The sequence below is a fragment of the Nocardia sp. JW2 genome (genome assembly GCF_051843015.1).
GTDB classification, from domain to species: Bacteria; Actinomycetota; Actinomycetes; order Mycobacteriales; family Mycobacteriaceae; genus Nocardia; species Nocardia coubleae.
Map to the genome: position 1 here is coordinate 17,412 of NZ_JBPXLK010000022.1, position 21,283 is coordinate 38,694.

Below are 21,283 nucleotides of genomic sequence, written 5' to 3' on the forward strand. Positions count from 1 at the left end.
AGGCCCCGCCGGTATTTCACCGGCGGGGCCTCTCGCTGTCGCGTGGCTACTTGAAGGTGTCGGCCAGCAGGTCGAGGGTGGCCATGGACTGGCGGTAGTCCGGGCGCTTGCTGGCTGCGGGGAGTTCGTAGACCTGGTTCTTCTGGAATGCGGGGAGCATGGCCAGGGCCGGGTCCTGTTTCAGGGCGGGGATGTTGCGGCCGCCGTCGAGCAGGATCACGAACAGGACCGGGGCGTCGGCGACGGTGCTCAGGAGTTCGGGGCTGAAGGTGACCCAGTCGCCTGCCTGGGTGCGGGGCGGGTTGCCCGCCTTGGCCTCGATCTTGTCGTCGATGGTGAAGCCGACGTCGGCGAGGAGGTTGGACAGCGGGGTGCCGGGGGCGAGCAGGATGGGCTTGCCGTCGGCCTGGGACTGCATCACCGAGGTCGCGCCCTGGGGGATCTTCAGCTCGGCCTTCACCTCCGCGACCCGGTCCTTGTAGGCGGTGATCATGGGCTCGACCTTGTCGGGGCGGTTCACGAAGTCGGCCACCGTCTTCAGTTGGTCCTGCCAGTTGGCGAGATCCGAGGGGACGAGGGCGGTCGGTGCGACGGCGCTGAGCTTGTCGTAGTTCTTGATGGTCTGCAGGCCGGGGAAACCGGGCCCGCCGCCGATGATGAGGTCCGGCCGCTGGGCGGCGATGAACTCCAGGTTGAGGTCGTCACCGGAGGGAACCGCTTCGGTGCCTTGCTCTTTCGCGTCGGCGGCCCAGGCCGGGGGGAACTCGCCGGGTGCGAGGGTGACACCGAGGATGCGCGGATCCGCGGCCTTCACATTCGCGTCCAGGTCGTAGAGGAATCCGGCGAGGGCGCCGTTGAGCACCACGATGCGCTGCGGGTCGGCGGGCACGGTGATCTGGCCCTTGGCGGTTTCCACCTGGCGGGTGCCGGTGTCGGTCGACCCTTCGGAGGTGGAGGTGCCGCAGCCCACTGCCGTCGCGGTGACCGCGACGATCAGGAGTGCGACGGCGGCGCGCATGCGGGCCGTCATTCGGTGCGCTGACATAGGAGTTGTTCCTTCTTTCTATCCAGGTGGAAGTTCAGGTGCGGATGGCGGGATCCGCGTCGATGAGCGCGGCGACCTCGATCCAGCCGGTCGGCATCGCGATCTCGTTGTGGGTGTAGGGCAGTCGCCGGACCACCAGCTGGGCGCCCGCGGCCCGCCAGCCGGTGAGCTGGGCGTGCACGCGCTCGGGTTCGAGGCCGTTGTCCGCGCAGTACAGGGCCATCGGGCCGCTGTAGGAGGGGGACTGCGACTCGGTGACCATGCGCAGCAGTTCGGTCGCGGCGTGTGTCACCACGGCTGCCAATTCGGCTGGGTACTCGTCGATTTCGGGTACGAGTGCGGCCATCCCGGAGGGATCCGCCAGGGTCGCGGTGGCCCGCTCGGTCAGGTTCGACAACGGGTGCGAGTCGAGCAGACCCACATAGGCGACCTGCTCACCCTCGGCTTCGAGGATGGCGGCCATGGCGTGGGCGAGATTGCCGCCCAGCGAATAGCCGAGGAAGTGGTACGGGCCGTGCGGTTGGATGCGGCGGACGGCGGCCAGGTAGTAGCGCGCCAGGTCGTCGAGGGTGCGGATCCGGGTGGTCGGCTCGGTGAGGTGGGGCATCTGTAGGCCGATGATGGGTCGTTCGGCCCGCAGCAGCCTCGCCAGGGGAGCGTATTTCCATGCGGTGCCGCCGATTTGGTGGACACAGAACAGCGGCGGGACCGAGCCCTCGGCGCGCAGTTCCAGGACCGGGTCGAGGCGGCGGCCCAGGCCGGCGAGGCCGTCCTTCGGGGGTGTGGCGGGGTCTGCCGCGCCGATGCGGGCTGCGAGCTTGCGGGGGGTCGAGGCGGTGAAGACGTCGTCGAGGACCACGGGTAGGTCCGCGCGGGTGAGTCTGCCGACCAGCCGCACGGCGAGCAGTGAGTGGCCGCCCTTGTCGAAGAAGTCGTCGTCTGTGTCGATGTCGGGGACCGAGAGAACAGCTGCCATTGCCGCGCGAATGGTGTCGACATTCTCGTCGTGGGTTCTATCGACGAGCTGGGCCGAGCGGCGGACGAGCTTGTCGTCGGTGACAGCGTCGAGAGGTGTCTCGGTAGCCGTGGCCTCGGCGGGTACGGGGGTGTCACCTTCCGGGGTGCGTGACTCCGGCGCTGGGAGCGCCCGGCGATCGATCTTCTCCGTCGCCGTGCGAGGGATGTGATTCAGTACGACGACGGCGGCGGGAATCATGTAGGCGGGCAACTTGGTTCGGAGCTGGTCGCGGACCGCATCTGTGTCGAGCGTGATTCCGGACTTCGCCATGAGATAGGCGACCAGCCGCTGATCGCCTGGTGTGTCCTCACGCAGCTGCACCACCGCATGGGCCACGCCGGGGCACGTGAGCATGGCCGATTCGATATCGCCCAGTTCGATGCGCTGGCCGCGCAACTTCACCTGGCTGTCGGTGCGGCCGATGTAGTCGAGTTCGCCGTCCGGGTTCAGTTTCACCAGATCACCTGTGCGGTACATCCTTTCGCCGCTGCCGAACGGGTCGGCGACGAAGGCCGCGGCGGTCAGGTCGGGGCGGGCCAGATAGCCGCGCGCCAACCGCACTCCGGTCATGTAGAGCTCACCGACGGTGCCCTCGGGCACGGGTTGCAGCTGGTCGTCGAGGATGCGGACGGTATCGGCGGGTGCACCGACGGGGACCGACGCGGTGTCGGCGTCGACGGTCTCGTGGAAGGTGAAGCCGATCGCGGCCTCGGTGGGACCGTAGAAGTTGTACACAGCGGTGCCGGTGAGTGCGCGCATCCGCTGTGCCGTCGCCGGTGGCAGCACTTCACCGCCGGTGAGGACGCAGCGAAGGTCCGCGCATCCCGAGAGGTCGGCCTCTTCGGCGAGCACGGTGAGCATGGAGGTCGTCATCCACATCGCCGTGACTCGCTCCGCGCTCATGAGTTGTGCCTGGTAGTAGGGGTCGCGGTGGCCGCCGGGGCGGGTCAGCACGATCCGGGCGCCGACGTGCAGCGGCAGGAACATCTCCATGAGCGAGGCGTCGAAGATCGGCGGGGTGCGGTAGAGCATGGTGTCGCCCGGACCGAACCCGACTTCGCGCTGCAGCCATTCGAAAGTGGAGATGATCGCGGCGTGCGACAGGCTCACCCCCTTGGGCACACCCGTGGAGCCGGAGGTGAACAGGAGGCAGGCGGTATTCGCCGGGCGCAGCGGTGCGAGGCGGTCCGCATCGGTGAGCGGAGCAACGGCGAATTCGTCCTGCCCGCGGTCGTCCGATTGCTCGTCGATCATCGTGCGAATGTCATCGAGCGAGCTCAGAACCATTGCAGGAGCAGCGGTATCGATAATCTTCTCGACGCGTTCTGCGGGCTGTTCCGGGTCTATCGGGAGATAGACACCGCCGGCACGGCAGATCGCATGCGCCGTGACGACGGAATCGATAGTGCGCGGCATGGCGACGGCGACCACGGTCTCGGGACCGACACCACGCGAGACGAGCCACCGGGCGAGACGATTCACCCTGGCATCGAATTCGCCGAAGTCGATCGTGACACCGTCCGCCGTCACCGCCGGGGCTGTCGGATCGACAGCGATGCCCCACTCGGCCAGGGTGGTACCGCTCGGAGCCGCCACGATCGGGCGACTGAGCAAGGCCCCATTGTTGAGCGGAGCAGCAGATCGGGCGTCAGTGTCGACGCGGGCTGTCGCTGGAGTGCCGTCGACAGCTGTTGCGGTGGGCCGCGCTGTGACGACTGGCTCGGCGAAGACTTCTGGTGGCGATGCGATGGGTGGTGCCGATGCGGCCGGGGGTGTGGCGGTTGGAGTGAGGGGCTCGATGAACTGGGTCGCGGGGGTGTCGGGGGTCGTCGTGATCGCCGTCAGCGTGGTGGTGATTCGGTCGGCGATCCGGGCGAGGGTGGCGTCGGGGATGACGCTGCGGTCGTACCAGATGACCAGCGTCAGGTGGTCGCCCGGCGGGGCGATCAGGGTCAGTGGGTAATGGGTGTTGCCGTGGTTGTGGAATTCGCCGAGACGTAGGTCGTGGGCGTTTGGTTGTCCGGGGCCGGAGTTGGGGAAGTTCTCGAAGGCGACCAGGGTGTCGAAGAGAGTGCCGAGGCCGGTGATGCGTTCGATCTCCGCGAGGCTCGCGAAGTCGAACTCCTGCATGGCGAACTGGTTTTCCTGCAGGTCGGCCCACTGGTCGAGCAAGGGACGAGCCGGATCGAAGGTGCAGCGGACGGGCACGGTATTGGCGAACAGGCCGACCATGCCCGCTACGCCGGGCAGCTCGGCAGGACGTCCGGAGACGGTCGCACCGAACACGACATCGAGGCGACCGGTGAGCGCGGCGAGCACCAGCGCCCAGGTGCCCTGCACCAGGGTGTTCATCGTGAGACCGCGGCATCGGCCGAGCTCGGCCAGTGTGGTTGCGAGCGATGCCGGGAGCGCAACCTGCCACTGCCGAACCTCGCGGGAAGTGGTGCCCTGATCGAGTGCCGGTGTGGTGGCCGGCGATGACGGGCGTCCGATTTGCTGCTGACCGGTTTCGGATTCGCGGGGAGTGTGGGCGGCATCGACGGTCGTCCCGGTTACCAGCGTCGGTGCCTCGAGCCCGGCCAGTCGGCGAGACCAGGCGGTGCGCACGGCGTCGCGGTCGCGGGTGGCGAGCCAGGTCAGATAGTCGCTGTACGCGGGCGCCGGGGGGAGTTCGTCGCCGTGGTAGGTGGCCAGTACTTCGCGCAGAACTATCGGGGTCGACCAGCCGTCGATGACCAGGTGATGGGTGTTGAGCACCAGGCGGTGTGAATCACCGGGTAGGCGAATCAGCGTGGCGCGCAACATCGGTGAGCGGTCGACCGCGAACCGGTGGCGGGTCGCTTCGGCTTCGATGCGGTCGGCTGCGGCCTCGGCGGTGCGCAGCGGCAGATCTGAGAGGTCGACCTCACGCCAGGGCATGCCGACCGAACGTGGAACCGCCTGTACCGGCTGGTCGAGGTCCTCGTAGTGGAAGGCGGCCGCCATGGTCGGGTGTCTGCCGACGACGGTGTCGAAGGCCGCCGACAACCGTGGGCCGTCGAGTGGACCGTGCAGGTCTACGCGGGCGCTCAGGGTGTAGACATCGGCGGCGCCGTCGCGAATCGCGTGGAACAGCAAACCTTCCTGCAACGGGGAGAGGGGGAGCAGTTCGGCCAGTGGGCCGTGCGCGTCCTCCAGCGCATCGATGGTGTCCTGGTCGACGACCACGCCGGGGCAGTCCGACGGTGTGAGTCCGCCGGGGTACAGCCTCGCGTGGGCGGCGAACGCCTCCAGTGCGAGCTCGAAGTGCCGCTGGATACCCGCGACCTGGTCGGCGCCGAGAATTCGGCTCGCGGCTGTCCACTCCACGGCCAGGCGCGGCGCACCGGCGTGCGTGGATTCGTGGACGAAGACATTGAGCGCCAGCACTTCGGTGAGTGCCTTCTCCGGTGGTTCCGTCACCGCGAACGCGTCGTGTTCGGGCAGGCTCCAACCTGCAGTCCCGCCGCCACCGAACCGGCCGAGGTAGTTGAGCAGCACCTCCGGTGCGCGGCGACCGGCGAATCGCGGCGCGGTCTCGGGGTCGAGCCTGCGCAGCACGCCGTAGCCGACGCCGTTGCCGGGAACGGCGCGCTTGGCCTCTTTGACCGCGCGCAGCAGGTGTCCGGCCGCCGCGCCACCGGACAAGGCCTCGGTGAGTCCGGCGGGATCATCGATGCCGGTCGCAGGCGTCCACACCGGGAACTCGCTGGTGAACCAGCCGACGGTACCCGCGAAATCGGTATCGGGGCGCAGGGCTTCGCGCCCGTGCCCCTCGACGGTGACCGGCCTGCCCGGCTCGAGCGCCTCGCCGCGCTCGTGCCGCCAGGCGTTGAGGGCGAGCATGAGTGCGGCGAGTAATACGTCGTCGGTCTTCGCTCGGTAGGCGGTCGGCAGGGTCGTGAGGAAGGCCTCGGTGATCGCGGGTGTCGCGAAAGTTCTTGTCTTCTCGGCACTCTCGACAAGGTCGACAGCGGGATCGAGCGCCCTTTCTCCGAGGGGTCCGACGCTCGCGTCGCCGAGCGCCCGCTCCCAGTGCGCCAGTTCCGAGCGGTACTCACCCGCAACACCGGACTCGGCGAGCAGCGTGGCGTACCGCCGCCACGAGCTTCCCTTCCCCGCAAGTCGCGCGGGGCGTTCTTCCTGCGCGGCGGAGCAGACCTCATACAGCTCGGGCACCAGGATTCGCCACGAAACACCGTCTACCACCAGGTGATTGGCAACCAGCACCAACCGATCGGCGACGCCATGCCCGCCACGTACTAGCGCGGCACGAATCTGGACACCCTCGGCGGGCGCCAATTCCTTTGCCAGCGCGAATGCCACCGACTCGATCAGCGCAGCCATCTCGCCATGCCCTGGCACGCCGGGAACGATCTCGCGGACCAGATCGGATGCGCGCACCGTGCCTACTGCGGCAACTTCGAGCCGGGCCTCGGTGCCGGACTCGTCGAGGACGAGGCGGAGGGTGTCGTGGCGGTCGAGGAGGGTTTGCAGGCCGGTGGTGAGGTGGTCGACGGTGAGGTCTTCGTGGAGGGTCAGAGCTGTCCATTGGGCGTAGCCGGCGATGGTGCGGGAGTCCGCGTTCGCCTCGAGAAGGGCCGCAACCATGGGCGGGATCGGGACGGCACCGGTCGGTTCGTCCGGGGTCGGTGCGCCGGTGCGTACCTCGGCCATCTGGGCGGTGGCGGCGATGGTGGCCAGGTCGCGTTGGGCAAGGAGGTTCTTCGGTTGGACTTCCCAGCCGAGGGCGCGGAGGCGGCTGCTCACACCGATCGCGGTGATGCTGTCGCCGCCGAGACCGAAGAAGTCGTCGGTCGCGTTGACCCGCGCCACGCCCAGGACCTCGGCGACGATTCCGCACAGTGCCCGCTCCTGTTCGGTGCGGGGCGGTCGGCCGGTCGAGGTCAGCTGGGGTGCGGGGAGGGCGGCGCGGTCGAGTTTTCCGTTGACGGTGGTCGGTAGGGCATCGAGGATCACCAGGGCCGAGGGGACGAGGTGGTCGGGGACCAGGGTGGTCAGCAGCTGTCGGAGCTGGTCGGCGTCGAGGGTGTGACCGGTCTCGGGGACCAGGTAGCCGACCAGTCGGGTGCTGTCGCCGGACTTGCGGATGGTGGCGGCCGCTGCGGCTACGCCGGGCAGCGCGCCGAGCGAGGCTTCGACCTCGCCCAGTTCCACGCGATACCCGCGCACCTTGATCTGAGAATCGGCGCGCCCGAGATAGTCGTAGCCGTGGCCGGGGAGCCAGCGCGCCCGGTCACCGGTGCGGTACATGCGTTCCCCGGAGGCGAACGGATCGGCGACGAACCGCTCCGCCGTCACCACCATGCGCCCTAGGTAACCGCGAGCCAATTGTGGCCCCGCTAAATACAACTCGCCGATCTCGCCGTCGGGCACCGGCTGCAACGCGCCGTCGAGCAGGTAGGCACGGGTACCTGCCAGCGGTCCGCCGACGTTCGGCACAGCACCGGTCACCGGCGCACTCAGTGCGTCGACGGTGGCCTCTGTCGGCCCGTACATGTTGCGGGCGAACACCTTCGACGCAACAATGGCCGACCACAACGCAGGTGGCGTCGCCTCACCACCGAGCAGCAGCAGCTCCGGACGATGCGCGTTGCCGAGCAACCCGTTGTCGATCAGCGCGGTCGCCATCGAGGGAGTGGTGTCGACGACATCGATGCGGTCGGCCCGCAACGCCGCTACCTGCGCGGACGCATCCTTCTGAATATCGGTGTCGTACAGATGGACCCGGTGTCCGCACCACAGCCACAAGAGCTGATCCAGGGCCGCATCGAAAGCGAAGGAATAGGTGTGCGCCACATGCAGCTGCCGCCCGCCCACTCGCCCGGCGGTATCGGCGTAGACGGTTCGCCGGTGGTGGTGCAACAGCTGAGCCATCGCGCCGCACGAAATCTGCACACCCTTCGGCCTGCCAGTGGAGCCCGAGGTGTACACGACATACGCGAGATGTCCGGCCGAACGAGGCGCGGCGAGTTCAGCCGTCGACAGCGGCCCGCTCGGCAGGCTGGTGATGGCTGCTCGAACCCCGTTGTCCGACAACAGGAGTATTCCCGTTGCCACATGGCGGTTCACCACGTCGCCAGTCATGGACAGGGCGTCCGCTTGCGCTGCGGCCCTAGTCCTGGTGGGAGTCGAAGGCGGTACGCCTGGCTGCTGCGCTGCGGCAGTCACGGCGGGAGAGGAGGACGGTGCTTGCCCCTGCGCTGCAAACACCGCGTCAGCTTCGCCGTCGTCTGGGAGGGGCGCAGCAGGCGAGTCGGTCGCCTGCTCGTCGGTGGTACGCAGCGAGGCCGATGTCGCTTCGACGTCGGAGGTCAGGTCCGTGGCCCCGGCAGTCGTGCGCCGATCCGTGAAGACCGCTTGCGCGACGATGTCATCCGTCAGGATCAGGACAGGATCGGCGTCGTCGATGATGTCTGCCAGGCGCTGGGCGGGGTGGTTGATGTCGAGCATCAGGAAGGCCGCGCCTGCGTGTTGGACCGCCAGGAGGGCGATCACCAGGTCGACCGAGCGGGGGAGGGCGATGCCGACTATGTCCTCGGGGCCGACGCCTCGGCCACGCAGGTAGCGCGCGAGCTGGTGCACGCGGGCGCCGAGTTCCGCCGCGGTGAGCCGGTGGGTGCCGTCGACGAGGACGATGTCGTCGGGCTGGGCCGCGACCATGCGGTCGAAGACCTCGACGACGTCGTCGGGACGAACGGGCAGGGCCGCACCGGCGCGGTCGACGGCGATGTGCGCCGTGAGCGAAGCCGGGTACAGGGTGATCGTGCCGATCGGCTCGTCGGCATCGACCAGCTGAGTGATCAGTGTGACCAGCGCGTCCATCCGCCGCCGCACAGTGGCCGCGTCCAGTGACCGCGCGTCGACCTCGAAGCCGAGCTGCACGCGGTCCTCCGACAGCGGGGTGACGGTCAGGCCGAGGTCTTCGGGCGGCCCACCGGCCACATTGCGCAGGGTGCCGGTGGCACCGTCGAAATCGAGGGCGAAGTCGAAGGCCTTGAGGTTGACGCCGATGCCGTGCAGCAGGGCACCGGTCTGTGCCCCACCGAATTCGCGGGCCAGGTCCTCACCGCGAAAACGCTGGTGGGCGCGCATCTCTCGCAGTGCGTCGGCCACCCGCTTGCCCAGTTCACCCAGGCGGTCCTGGCCGGACACCGAAACTCGCAGTGGCAGGACGTTGACCGCCATCGATGGGGTGGTGAGGGCGGTCTTGCCGACGCGCGCCATCACCGGCAGCGCGATGACCACATCGGTCTCACCGAGCAACCGGTGCACGAACCCCGCGTAACCGGCGACGAGCACGTCGGCCCACGTGATACCGGCTTCGGTGGCCGCTGTCTTGACGCGAGCCATCAGGTCGGCGTCGAGGACCGCGCGCACCTCGTGGGTCTGCTCGACCACGCCCTCGGGTGCCCGCCCGCGCCCGTCCAGCGGTGGCAGTGGCGTGAGCCGGTCGCGCCAGTACTCGCGGTCTTGCCGATGTGCTTGGCTCGCCCGGTATTCCAGGTCCTCGGCCACGAGCGTCTCGACCGACCCCCAGCGCAGGCGCGGCGCCTCGGTACCGCGACGCAGCGCGGTGTAGTGGGCCGCGACCCGGCGCGACACCATGGCCGCGCTGTAGCCGTCGATGATCAGGTGGTGATAGAGCTGGATGCACCACACGTCGTTGTCGGTGAGGCGCAGCAGTGTGTAGGTGTAGAGCTGCCGGTCGACCATGTCGCGGCAATAGGCGGCGGCGCGTTCGCGTTCGGCGGCGACGAGCCGGTGCGCCGCGGCGACCGGGTCGGCTTCGGCGCGCAGATCGATGAGTGGGCGCAGCTCCGGTTCCAGGTCGGTGATCCGCTGGCGCGGGCCATCGGGCGTCTCGCTGAAACGCAGCCGCATCGTGTCGGTTTCGGCGATGGTCCGGCGAATCGCATTGTCCAGCAACGGCACGTCAACCGGCTCGCTACCCGAGATCTCGAGGACCTCGCCGACCAGGTAACTGAGTGACTCGGGGTCGAGCCGCTGCGCGTTCCAGATGCCCAATTGCGCTCCGGTGAGCGGTAATCCGGGATGTTCGGCGCTCACGTCGTCCCGTTCCACCGAGCCCACAGCAACTCCTTCGTCAAAGTTCTCCACCCACCCACGCGGCTGCCGGACTCGGGAAGAGTCCGGCAGCCGCGCGAGGCGAGTCAGGTTTGTCTTGGTTCGAATGGCGGAGCGTCCGCCGACGGGTCAGGCGTCTGCTTCGACCTGTGCGGGATCCAGCTGACGCAGCAGCTCCGAGGTCCCGACCACCGCCCCGCAACGCCGGGCGACGTAGTTCAGTGCCATCACATGCTCGTCGCGGCTGAAATCCGCCGTCGCATCGTGGACGAGGAAGGGCCGCACATCACCCATGAATGCCTCGGCGGCGCTGAGCATGCAACCCATGTGTGTGTAGACGCCGGTCACCAGGAGCTGATCGCGCCGGTAGTAACCGAGCAGTTCACGCAGGTCGGTGCGCTGGAACGCCGAATAGCGCCACTTGGTCACCTGGATGTCCTGTGGTTCGGGCGCGAGGGCATTGATTACCTGCGTGTCGGCGCCTTCGGCCATCCCGCTGCCCCAGAAGTCGGCCAGAATGCCGCGTCGCGACGGGTGCTGATTACCGGGTTGCATCGTGTAGATCACCGGGATGTCGAGCTCGTGGCAGCGGTCGCGCAACAGGGCGATATTGGCGATCAGGGTGCGGGCGGGATCGCGGTGCAGGTCGTAGGCGTCGAGGAAGTACTGCTGCATATCGTGGATCAGCAGGGCGCAACGCCCTGGTTCGGCAGTCCAGTCGACCTGGTCGGCGGTGAACTCGTCGACGCCCGGCATCGGATAGGGCGCGATCGGGGGGATAGGCATGACGGTCTTTCGTTCGAACGGAAGTCGGCTCAGCAAACGGTGACGGGCAGATCCGCGATACCGAGCGGTGCGAGGATGCGCTGGAATTTGCCGGTGGTCTCGGCCAATTCGGCGGCCGGATCGGAGGCGGCGACGATCCCGCCGCCCGCGTGCGCGAGCAGCGTGGTGCCGTGCTCGGACAGCTCGGCGCAGCGGATGCTCACCATCCATTCGCCGTTGCCGTCGGCATCGCACCAGCCGACAGCGCCCGCGTAGAAACCGCGTTCGCCCTCGAGTTCGGCGATGAGACGGGCCGCCGCGGCGGTGGGTGTGCCGCAGATCGCCGGAGTGGGGTGCAGCGCTACGGCGAGCTCGAGTGCCGACGGGCCGGCCAGCGGGACGGCGGCGGTGATCGGCGTACCGATGTGCCACATCGCCGGGGTGGACATGAGTTCCGGTGCGGGAGTGTGCACTTCGGCGCAGCGATCACGCAGCACGGCCGACACCTGATCGGTGACGAAGCGGTGTTCGGCCAGGTCCTTGGTCGAGGCGAGCAGCGTCTCGGCGGCCACCCGGTCGGCATCGCCGTCGTCGAGTACCCGGCGGGCCGAGCCGGCCAGCGGATAGCTCACGACGCGGTTCCCGTCGCGGCGCACCAGGATCTCGGGGCTGGAGCCGATGAGATGGCGGCCGGGATATCGGCCACCCGCCGCCGACAGGTCGACCAGGAAACCGTTCGACATCGGGTCCGAGGCGACCATCAGGTCGAGGATGTCCAGCGCGCGAACGGGAGTCGCCGAGCGAGCCCGAATCGCCCGTGCCAGCACGACCTTTCGCAGGGGATGGGCGGGGTCGGCCAGCAGCTCGACAGCGGTGGCGACGCGCCTGCGGTGCTCGTCCGGCGCGGGCAGCGCCGCGTCGAAGGCGAACTGCGGCAGTGACCGCGAATCGGTCATCGACTCGCGCTCGAGCATCCGGGGTTCGTAGGGCGCGTCGGTGATCGTCACCGACTCCGGTGCCCACAACGCTGTCGGTGCGCCGGGCCGGAAGGGGAGTGCGCCGACGATGTGGCTGATCCGGCCACTGCGCAGCGCGGTGATCGCGTCGTGTGCCGAGCGGAAAACCGTCCCGCCCGCGCTCGCGGACACGGTCCGCTGCGGACGGGACAGCACAAAAGCGGGGTCTGAACTGGCGGTACTGATGGGGATCATCCTCTCGGTCACATGTCGAGCGTCGCGCCACCGTCGACCCGCAGGTCGTGCATGGTGATGTGGCGGGCGTCTTCGGACGCCAGAAAGTGGACTGCGCCCGCGATGTCGGCGGGAGTGGCGATGCGCCGCAACGGGATCCCCAGCCGGTAGGCGGCGGGATCACCGTCGAGTAGCGCGGTCTCGGCGTCGTCGTCCAGCGGTGTGCCGCCGAACATGTCGCGCAGCATGGCTGTGTCGGTGGAGCCAGGGGAGACCAGGTTGACCCGCACGCCCAGCGGCGCCACCTGTAGGGCAAGCGACCTGGTGAACGCGGTCGCGGCGGCCTTGGCGGCGCCGTACGCGGCCATACCGACTCTCGGTGTGGCCGCCGCGTTGGAGGTGACCACGACGATGGATCCGCGTCCGACGGCGGCCATGTCGGCGGCCGCGCGCTGGGTGACCAGCATGGTTCCGGTGGCGTTGACGGTCAGGCATCGTGCCCAGTCGTCCGCATCCAGTTCGAGGGCTGTCCCGCCTACCATCAGCCCGGCGGCGTGCGCCAGCACCTCGACGCGGCCGTGTTCGGAAGTCAGGCGATCGAACGCCGCGCGCACCGCATCGGCATCGGTGATGTCGATGGTGACGCCGTGCACGGACGCGGTGCCCACTCTCGTGCAGGCAACGGAAGTTGCTGTGGCGCTGTAACTCTGCGTGTTCGGACGAGAAGCCCGGTTGCCGGCGGTAGCGAGGGCTGCGGCAGTGTCGTGCACCGCGGGATCGCGGTCCCACAACGAGACAACCCGATCCTCGGCCGCGAACCGCGCGGCGATCGCGGCGCCGATGCCCCCGGCCGCGCCGGTCACGACGACGACCCGACCGCGAGAATCACCATTAAACATGAGGTTAGCCTAACCTGACTGTCGATTATTTGGTTAGCTTCCCTCATAACTTTTGGCCGAAACACCGAACCGCCTGCTCGAAAGAGGTGCTCGACTTGACCGAACCCGCCCTCGCCGGCTTCACCCCCTGGCCCGCCGACCTGGCCGACCGCTATCGCGCCCAGAACCTCTGGACCGGAGAGACTTTCGGCGAAGTCCTCGCCGCACGGGCCACCGCCGCACCGGACCGGCTCGCGGTCCTCGACACTGCCAACAGCTGGTCCTATGCCGAACTCCGTCACCGCGCGCGTTCGCTCGCCGCCGGCCTGGCCCGCCTCGGCATCACGCCGGGCGATCGCGTGCTGGTGCAACTGCCCAACCGGGCCGAATTCGTCGAGGTGATCTTCGCGCTCTTCGAGCTGGGCGCCCTGCCGGTGTTCTGCCTGCCCGCGCACCGTGCCGCCGAGCTGGTGCCGATCGCCGAGGCCGCCGCCGCGACAGCCGTCATCACCTGCGGAACCCATCAACGCTTCGACTACGCGGCGCTCGCGGCGACGGTGCGGGAGAACGTGCCGAGCCTGCGGCACGTGCTGCTCGTCCTCGACGAGGGGCAGCAACTGCCCGAGGGTGCGCGTGATATCGCCGAATTCCGGGACGAGCCGGTGGAACTGCCGGGTCCTTCGGCCGGTGACGTGGCGTTTCTGCAGCTCTCGGGTGGCAGCACCGGTATCCCCAAGCTCATCGCCCGCACCCACGACGACTACCTCTACAGCGTGCGCCGTAGCGCCGAGATCTGCGAACTCGACAGCGACGCTGTGTATCTCGCGACGCTGCCCGTGGCCCACAACTTCCCGATGAGCTCGCCGGGCATTCTCGGCGCGTTGTGGGCGGGCGGCGCGGTGGCCATGACCCCCGATCCCACACCGGCGACGGCCTTCCCGCTGATCGAGCGGTTCGGCGTCACCATCACCGGTCTGGTCCCGCCCCTGGCGCGACTGTGGACCGAGCGCGCCGAAGCCGGTGACACGCCGGATCTTTCGAGCCTCCGGGTACTTCAGGTGGGTGGCGCTCGGTGCCAGGACGAGCTGGCGCGCCGGATCGGTCCCGCACTCGGCGTCACTCTGCAGCAGGTGTTCGGGATGGCCGAGGGCCTGGTCTGCTACACCCGGCTCGACGACCCGATCGACGTGGTGGTGAGCACCCAGGGCAGGCCGATGTCGGAGTTCGACCAGATCGCGGTCGTCGACGACAACGGCGTCGAGGTGGCCCCGGGCGAGCAGGGCAACCTGATCACGCAGGGCCCGTACACGATTCGCGGCTACTACGACAATCCCGACGCCGACGCCCGCAGCTTCACCTCCGACGGCTGGTACCGCACGGGCGACATCGTGTCGATCCGCCCCGACGGCAACCTCGTGGTCGCCGGTCGCGCGGGCGACTGGGTGAACCGCGGCGGCGAGAAGGTTTCCGCCGAGGAGCTCGAAGCGCATCTGCTCGAGCACCCCGGCATCCGCGACGCCGTGATCGTCGGCACGCCCGATCCGGTGCTGGGACAACGTATCTGCGCCTTCGTGCAGCCCGCCGATCCGGAGCAGCGGCCGACGCTGACCGCCGTGCGCAAGTTCGTGCGGGAGCGCGGCGTCGCGGCATGGAAGATGCCCGACGCGGTGGTCGTGATCGAAGAGTTCCCCGAGACCGGCGTCGGCAAGACCAGCCGCAAGGAGCTGCGGCAACTGCTCACCGAGGGTGCGTACGGGAACTGATCTCGCCCGGTGCAGAACGGCCGCCGCCGACGAGTGGAGCGCGCGCAAACTCCCGCCGGGCGTGACGCGCGGCAGCTGAACCACCTCGGACGCCGACCATGCGCGCCGAGAATGTCGCGCGGGAGTTGATCCCCCGGAGGCGGCGCAGGGCAGCCAGAGGTGGCGGCGCCAGGGGAGCCGGGGCGGCGCAAGGGTTGCGCCGCCCCGGTGCTCACGCCAGCAGTTCGATCCACGACCCGAGCACGGGTTCGCCCGCGAGCGTGGGAAAGTCGATATCCGCATGACCAGCCGACCGCCATTTCTCCACCAGCGACATGATGCGCACCGAATCGAGTCCGGCGTCGAGCAGATCGGTCTCGGCGCTCAGTTCGGTCGCCTCGACTCCCAGTACGGTGGCCACATCGGCGATCACCTGTTCGTCGGTCATGGTCATTCCTCTCGATCGAAGTCGGCGACGCCGCGCTTCCAGTAGCCGGCGATGAGCGAGTCCTTGGGGCCGATGCCCAGGTCGTCGCGGATGATCTTGCGGACACCACGCAGGCACCCGGCCTCGCCGGCCACCCACGCGAAAACCCGGTGTCCGGCAGCGACTTTCACCTCGCGGACAGCCTGCTCGAGGATGTCGCTCGTGCCGGGTGCCGCGTCACCCCGGTGCAGCCAGCGCACGGTCACGCCCGCGGGCGGATCGAGGGGGATCTCCTCGGCGGGTCCGGCGACCTCGATGAAGGCCCAGCCGGTGGTGTCGCGCGGCATGCGCTCGAGCCAGCGGGCGATGGCGGGCAGCGCGGTGATGTCACCGGCGAGCAGGTAGTCGTCGTAGGTTTCCGGGATGACGACGCCACCGGGCGGACCGGCGATGTGGACCTTGGTGCCCGGGCTCACCGAGGCGGCCCAGTCCGAGGCGAGTCCGCCGGGGTGGATGACGAAATCGATGTCGAGTTCGCCGTCCTCGACGCTGTGGCGGCGCACCGTGTACTCCCGCGAGATCGGCCGCGGATTGCCCCACTCGAGCATCGTGCCGTCGAGTTTCGGCAACCGGAGCACACCGTCCTCGCCCGGGAAGATCAGGCGCACATGCTCGTCCGGCACATAGCTGTGGAACTTCGCGATGTCCGGACCGCCGAAGGTGATCCGCAGCAGCGCCGCGCCGACGGGCACGACCCGCACCACCTCCACTTCCCGCAGGCCGATCGGGTACGGCACCTTGGCGTAATGGTTCCCGGCGAGCACCTCGGCGATGTTCGCCGCGTAGTCACTGCGATCCTTCACCGTTTTCCTTTCTGTGCAGTGGCCCGGCGACGAGCGCCATCAGGCCGGTGAGTACCAGGACGGCGACGCCGTAGAGCACGAGCGCGCGTCCGGGTTCGAAGGTCTGGCCGACGAAACCGGCCACCATGGAGCCGACGGCGGTGCCTGCGACGGACTGCACCATCAGCAGGCCCGACATCCGTCCGCGCATGTGGTCGGGTGCGGCTTGCTGCAGCATCGTGTAGCGCAGCACCATGTTCACGGCTCTGGCCAGGCCGAACCCGGCAAGGCCGAGGAATACCAGCGCGGCGTGCGACCACAGTCCGGCCGCGATCACGCCGATCGGCATCAGCCCGAGCGAGATCAGCAACGCCCGACCGGTGTGCGCGCGCCCCATCCAGCCGCTGGTCAACGTGCCGAGCACCGCACCCGCGCCGGGTGCCGCGTAGAGCAGGCCGAGCGTGCCCGGTCCCGCGTCGAGTTCCACATCGGCAAAGGCGGGCAGCAGCACCAGCGGGCCGCTGACGAGCATCCCGATCAGCCCGGTGAGCAGAATGAGCCGGATGGACTCGTGCCGCACCGCGAACGCGATACCGGCCACCAGCTCACGCACCGGGTTCTCCAGGTCGCGTTGCGGTGGTGGCGACGGGCCGATCGCGGTGATCAGCCCGACGGTGGCGGTGGTCGCCAGAGCACAGAGGAAATAGGCCGTGGCCACACCGGTTTTCGCGACGAGCAGACCGGCGAACGCGGGGGTGATCATGGTGCCGAGGTCGGTGGTGAGCGAGACGAGAGCGCCTGCGGCCGCGACCTTTTCACGTCCGACCAGCACCGGGACCATGGCCATCAGCGCCGAACCGCTCACCCCGCCCGCGAGACCGTCGACGACGGCCGCGAGATAGATGGCGGACAGGAACGGCTCGGGCAGAACGGCATTCACGCCGAGGATCAGGAAGCCGATACCGGCCGCGCTGCGCGACCACTGGATCACCGTCCGCCGGTCGTACCGGTCGGCCACCACACCGCCCGCGAGACTGCCCGCGAACAGCGCGACCGCGGTGGTGGTGGCGACACCGGCCACCTGCACGCTCGAGCCGGTCAGCTGATAGATCTGCAGCGGCAGGGCGACCATGAGCAACCCGATGCCGAGCACCGACACCAGCCGCGCCGCGAACGCGCACCGGAAGGGGCGCGACGCCCGCAGCGGGCTGAGGTCGATGAGCAGTCCCGACGTCACCGGAAACGTTCCACGAGCAGATCGAGTGTCGCCATGACGGTGCGGTAGTCCGGACGCGAGCTGGTCGCGGGCAGTTCGAAGACCTTGCCCGCCTGGAACGACGGCAGCGACGCGTAGAGCGGATCGGCGCGCAGCTCCTCGAGCGAACGGCCACCGCTGAGCGGGATGGTGAACAGCACCGGCGCATCGATCACGGTGTTGAGCAGCTCCGGGCTGAAGCTGATGAAGTCGGCGCTCTGCTCCTTGGCGGGGTTACCGGCCTTGGCCTCCACCTGCGTGTCCAGCGTGAAACCGACCTCGGCGAGCAGCGCGGGCAGCGCGGCGGTCGGCACGAAGACGGTCGGCTTCTGGCTCTTGATCGACTGGAACACCGTCGTCGCGCCGACGGGCGGCTTGATCTTGCTCTTGGCCTCGGACAGCTTGGCCTGGTAGTTCGCGATCAAGGTGTCGACATTGGCCGGCTTGTCCACGGTCTCGGCGATGAACCGCAGCTGGTCCTGCCAGTTGGTCGTCTCGGTCGGCATCAGCACGGTCGGGGCGATGGCGCTGAGCTGGTCGTAGGCGTTCACCGACTGCTGGCCGGGGTAGCCCTGGCCACCGCCGATGATCAGATCGGGACGCTGGGCGGCGATGAACTCGAGGTTGATGTTGTCACCGGACGGAACAGCCTGTGTTCCCTGGGCTTCGGCATCCTCGGCCCAGCCGGTCGGGAACTCGCCCGGCTTGGTCGGTACCCCGAGCAGACGCGGGTCGGCCGCGACGACGGGCGCCTCGAGGTCGTAGAGGTAACCCGCCAGGTTGCCGTTGAGCACGACGATGCGCTGCGGATCGGCGGGCACCTTGACAGGGCCCTTCGCGGACGGCACCTCGCGTGGGCCGGAATCGGCGGAGTTCGACGACGAGTCACCGCACCCGGCGAGCACCGCGACCAGCGCGAGAACCGGGACGACGAGGGCGGCGCGAAGCCGGCCCGAGGAACGGTTGGTGAACATGGACGGGGTTTTCCTCATTTCTTCAGTGCACCGGTGCGGCGTTCTCGGCCAGCGGAATCACCAGCGGCGTCCCGGTTTCCGGGTCGTCGACGATGCGGCAGCGCAGCGAGAACACCTCGTGGACCAGGTCCGCGGTGACGATGTCGGCGGGGGTGCCGGTGGCGACGATCCGCCCGTCGCGCATGGCGATCAGGTGGTCGGCGTAGCGGAAGGCGTGATTGAGGTCGTGCAGTACGGCGACGACCGTGCGTTCCGATTCGCGGTTGAGCGCGCGGCACAGGTCGAGCAGCTGGATCTGGTAGGCGATGTCGAGAAAGGTGGTCGGCTCGTCGAGCAGGATGATGGGTGTCTGCTGGGCGAGCACCATCGAGATCCAGACCCGCTGCCGTTGACCGCCGGACAGTTCGTCGACCGGGCGGGCCGACAGCTCGGTGACACCGGTGGCCGCCATCGCCGCCGCCACCGCCTCCTCGTCGGCCTTGGACCATTGCCGCAGCAGCGTCTGGTGCGGGTAGCGGCCGCGTGCGACGAGGTCGGCCACCCGGATGCCGTCGGGTGCGGTGGAGGTCTGGGGGAGCAGGCCGATCTGGCGAGCCAGTTCCTTGGCCGGATAGTCGGTCACCGGCTTGCCGTCGAGCAGCACCTTGCCGGATTCCGGGGCGAGCAGTCGGGCCAGTGCGCGCAGCAGCGTGGACTTGCCGCAGGCGTTCGGGCCGATGATCACGGTGAACTTGCCGTCCGGGATGTCCACGGACAGTTGGTCGCTGATCGTTCGGCCCTTGTACCCGAGGCGGACCTGGTCGGCGCGCAACCGCGCGGCGTGAATGTCGTTCATGTCGCTTCCTATTTCCGTCGCGCTTCGGCGACGAGCAGATACGCCAGGTACAGGCCGCCGATCGAACCGGTGACGATGCCGACCGGAATGGTGGTCGGGGCGAAGGCGTGCTGGGCGATCCAGTCGCAGGTGACCAGCAGCGTCGCGCCCATCACCGCCGCCGGGACCAGCGCGATCGACGGGGTGCGGGTGAGTTTGCGCGCCAGATGCGGCGCCGCCAAGGCGACGAAGGCGATCGGCCCGGCCACAGCTGTTGCCAGGGAGGTGAATCCGACACTGAGCGCGATCAGCCAGCCGGTGGCCTTGCCCGCGTCGAGTCCGAGGGCGCGGGCGGTGTCGTCGCCGAGTTCGAGGATCTGCAGACGCGGCGCGGCCGGGATCAGGGCCACCGCCAGCACGGCGAGCACGATCATGGTCGGCGCGATCTGCGGCCACGACAACCCGTTGAGCGAACCCGCACCCCAGGCCGCCGCCGACATCGCCGCGTCGAGATCCGCCCGCATGATCAACCAGGTGTTGACCGAGGCGAGCATCGCACTCACACCGATACCGACGATGATCAGGCGGAACCCGGTCACGTTGTGCCGGAAGGCGAGCAGGTGGATGACCAGCGCCGCACCGAGGCCACCGACCATCGCGCCCGCCGCCGTCTGGAAACTCCCGCCGCCGAGGGTCAGGATCACCAGGAGCGCGCCGGTGTAGGCGCCGGTGCTGAACCCGATGATGTCGGGGCTGCCAAGGGGATTGCGGGTGACCGACTGCAGGATCGCGCCACTCACACCGAGCGCCGCACCGAGGGCGAGCGCCAGCAGGATGCGCGGCAGCCGCCAGTCGAAAACCACCAGCCGATCGAAGGGTTCGTCACCGATGAACAGGGCGCGCAGCACACGCGGTGCGGGGATCTCGAAATCGCCGCTACCCAAAGCGAATACAGCGGTCGCGATGGCGATCACCAGGAGGACCGCGCACACCGCAACCGTGCGCACCCCGATCCGCGCCGTGATACCCGTGCGCTCGGGACGCACCACGAGCATTGCTCGTCCGAAGTCGATCCTCGTGCTCATGCCGCAGCTCCCACTCGTGAACGGCGTGCCAGCCAGATCAGCATAGGTGCGCCGAGGAATGCCGTGACCAGCCCGGCAGGGACTTCGTCGGGGCGAATGATGATGCGGCCCAGCACATCCGCGGTGAGAACGAGCAGCGGTGCCAACACCAGCGAGTACGCGAAGATCCAGCGCTGATCGGGACCGACCAGCCAGCGGGCGATGTGCGGAACCGCGAGACCGACGAAGGCGATCGGGCCCACCGCGGCCGTCGCGGTACCGCACAACAGCACCAAAGCCAGCGCGGTGAGCAGCCGTGTGCGGTTGACGTGCACGCCGAGCGACCGGGCCAGATCATCACCGAGCGCAACGGCATTGAGCGACCGCGCGCAGACGGCGGCGATCAGCAGCCCGACCACGATGAACGGCGCGGCACCGGCGATGATGTCGAAGCCACGCCCCGTGAGGGAACCGGCGTCCCAGCGCCGCATCTCGTCGAAAGCCTTGGGATCGAGCAGGATGAGGCCGCGCGTGAGACCGCCGAGGACGGCGGTGGCGGCAACTCCGGCCAGGGTGAGCCGGATCGGATCGGTACCGGTGTGCCCCGCGGTGCCGAGCCGGTACACGACCACCGACACCAGCGCGGCGCCGGCGAAGCCGAACCAGACGTAGGACGTGATCTCCTCCACACCGAGCAAACCGACCGCGACCGTGATCGCGAACGCGGCACCGGCATTCACGCCGAGCAGTCCCGGGTCGGCGAGCGGGTTACGGGTGAGTCCCTGCATCAGGCAGCCCGCGACGCCGAGCGCCAGCCCGGCGAGCAGCCCGAGAACCGTTCGCGGCAGCCGGTATTCGGTGACGGTGACGTGGTCGGGAGTGGTCGCGGCGCTGGTCAGCGCCTGCCAGACCTCGCCGACCGGAATCGATTTCGTGCCGACCAGCAGGCTCAGCAGACAGGCCGCGGTCAGCAGCGCCACCGTCAGCAACCAGCCGAACCAGCGCAGACTTCTCATCAGGGATCTCTCTCATATGGAACCGTGTCACGAGGAGGGTAGCTCATGTTTAGGTGAGCCTAGGCTTATTCAAAGTTAGCTAGGGCAAGGTCTTGATAGGTGAGCCTAACCTGTCTACAGTCCGAG

Annotated in this window: 13 protein-coding genes; 1 reads left to right on the forward strand and 12 read right to left on the reverse strand. The window is 68.7% G+C overall.

Annotated features, from left to right (window positions below):
* Nucleotides 1-46 precede the first annotated feature (46 nt).
* From ACSVDM_RS24710 to ACSVDM_RS24730, 5 genes are all read right to left on the reverse strand, one after another.
* Nucleotides 47-1,045: an ABC transporter substrate-binding protein gene (locus ACSVDM_RS24710; RefSeq protein WP_067641458.1), complete on the reverse strand. Its 999-nt coding sequence runs from the start codon at nucleotides 1,043-1,045 to the stop codon at nucleotides 47-49.
* Between the two features lie 34 nt (nucleotides 1,046-1,079).
* Entirely contained in the window at nucleotides 1,080-10,196 is a 9,117-nt protein-coding gene (locus ACSVDM_RS24715) for an amino acid adenylation domain-containing protein (protein ID WP_439268268.1), read from the reverse strand.
* 123 nt (nucleotides 10,197-10,319) lie between these two features.
* Complete coding sequence (locus ACSVDM_RS24720) at nucleotides 10,320-10,976, reverse strand: isochorismatase family protein (protein ID WP_067490608.1); 657 nt, start codon at nucleotides 10,974-10,976, stop codon at nucleotides 10,320-10,322.
* Nucleotides 10,977-11,005: 29 nt separating this feature from the next.
* Entirely contained in the window at nucleotides 11,006-12,178 is a 1,173-nt protein-coding gene (locus ACSVDM_RS24725; RefSeq protein ID WP_439268270.1) for an isochorismate synthase, read from the reverse strand.
* On the reverse strand, nucleotides 12,175-13,044 hold the full coding sequence (locus ACSVDM_RS24730) for an SDR family oxidoreductase (RefSeq protein WP_439268272.1): 870 nt from the start codon (nucleotides 13,042-13,044) through the stop codon (nucleotides 12,175-12,177). The genes ACSVDM_RS24725 and ACSVDM_RS24730 overlap by 4 nt, the downstream gene beginning before the upstream one ends.
* Nucleotides 13,045-13,130: 86 nt before the next feature.
* On the opposite strand from ACSVDM_RS24730, the gene ACSVDM_RS24735 reads away from it, so the two are divergent.
* Complete coding sequence (locus ACSVDM_RS24735) at nucleotides 13,131-14,786, forward strand: (2,3-dihydroxybenzoyl)adenylate synthase (protein WP_439268274.1); 1,656 nt, start codon at nucleotides 13,131-13,133, stop codon at nucleotides 14,784-14,786.
* Between the two features lie 211 nt (nucleotides 14,787-14,997).
* On the opposite strand, the gene ACSVDM_RS24740 is transcribed toward ACSVDM_RS24735, so the two are convergent.
* From ACSVDM_RS24740 to ACSVDM_RS24770, 7 genes are read right to left on the reverse strand one after another with little or no spacing between them, the layout of a single operon-like run.
* Nucleotides 14,998-15,213, reverse strand: a complete 216-nt coding sequence (locus tag ACSVDM_RS24740; RefSeq protein WP_067641464.1) for a phosphopantetheine-binding protein — start codon at nucleotides 15,211-15,213, stop codon at nucleotides 14,998-15,000.
* A gap of 2 nt (nucleotides 15,214-15,215) precedes the next feature.
* A complete protein-coding gene (locus ACSVDM_RS24745) occupies nucleotides 15,216-16,055 on the reverse strand; it encodes a siderophore-interacting protein (RefSeq protein WP_439268276.1) in 840 nt (279 codons plus the stop codon).
* On the reverse strand, nucleotides 16,039-17,271 hold the full coding sequence (gene entS, locus ACSVDM_RS24750; RefSeq protein WP_181697520.1) for an enterobactin transporter EntS: 1,233 nt from the start codon (nucleotides 17,269-17,271) through the stop codon (nucleotides 16,039-16,041). Before entS ends, ACSVDM_RS24745 begins: the two co-directional genes overlap by 17 nt.
* Entirely contained in the window at nucleotides 17,268-18,263 is a 996-nt protein-coding gene (locus ACSVDM_RS24755; protein WP_439268279.1) for an ABC transporter substrate-binding protein, read from the reverse strand. The genes entS and ACSVDM_RS24755 overlap by 4 nt, the downstream gene beginning before the upstream one ends.
* A 22-nt stretch (nucleotides 18,264-18,285) precedes the next feature.
* Nucleotides 18,286-19,098, reverse strand: coding sequence for an ABC transporter ATP-binding protein (locus tag ACSVDM_RS24760; RefSeq protein ID WP_439268281.1), 813 nt, complete (start codon nucleotides 19,096-19,098; stop codon nucleotides 18,286-18,288).
* Nucleotides 19,099-19,106: 8 nt separating this feature from the next.
* The gene (locus ACSVDM_RS24765) at nucleotides 19,107-20,162 is read right to left on the reverse strand and encodes a FecCD family ABC transporter permease (protein ID WP_439268283.1); all 1,056 of its coding nucleotides are present in this window, start codon (nucleotides 20,160-20,162) and stop codon (nucleotides 19,107-19,109) included.
* Nucleotides 20,159-21,157 carry a FecCD family ABC transporter permease gene (locus tag ACSVDM_RS24770; protein WP_439268285.1) on the reverse strand — a complete coding sequence of 333 codons (999 nt, stop codon included), beginning with the start codon at nucleotides 21,155-21,157 and terminating at the stop codon, nucleotides 20,159-20,161. The genes ACSVDM_RS24765 and ACSVDM_RS24770 overlap by 4 nt, the downstream gene beginning before the upstream one ends.
* Nucleotides 21,158-21,283 lie beyond the last annotated feature (126 nt).

What these genes read in the sequence shown, in the direction of transcription:
- ACSVDM_RS24710 (WP_067641458.1), bottom strand. Translation starts at nt 1,045, where the DNA reads ATGTCAGCGCACCGAATGACGGCCCGCATGCGCGCCGCCGTCGCACTC.
- ACSVDM_RS24720 (WP_067490608.1), bottom strand. Translation starts at nt 10,976, where the DNA reads ATGCCTATCCCCCCGATCGCGCCCTATCCGATGCCGGGCGTCGACGAG.
- ACSVDM_RS24730 (WP_439268272.1), bottom strand. Translation starts at nt 13,044, where the DNA reads ATGTTTAATGGTGATTCTCGCGGTCGGGTCGTCGTCGTGACCGGCGCG.
- ACSVDM_RS24740 (WP_067641464.1), bottom strand. Translation starts at nt 15,213, where the DNA reads ATGACCGACGAACAGGTGATCGCCGATGTGGCCACCGTACTGGGAGTC.
- ACSVDM_RS24755 (WP_439268279.1), bottom strand. Translation starts at nt 18,263, where the DNA reads ATGTTCACCAACCGTTCCTCGGGCCGGCTTCGCGCCGCCCTCGTCGTC.
- ACSVDM_RS24760 (WP_439268281.1), bottom strand. Translation starts at nt 19,098, where the DNA reads ATGAACGACATTCACGCCGCGCGGTTGCGCGCCGACCAGGTCCGCCTC.
- ACSVDM_RS24765 (WP_439268283.1), bottom strand. Translation starts at nt 20,162, where the DNA reads ATGAGCACGAGGATCGACTTCGGACGAGCAATGCTCGTGGTGCGTCCC.
- ACSVDM_RS24770 (WP_439268285.1), bottom strand. Translation starts at nt 21,157, where the DNA reads ATGAGAAGTCTGCGCTGGTTCGGCTGGTTGCTGACGGTGGCGCTGCTG.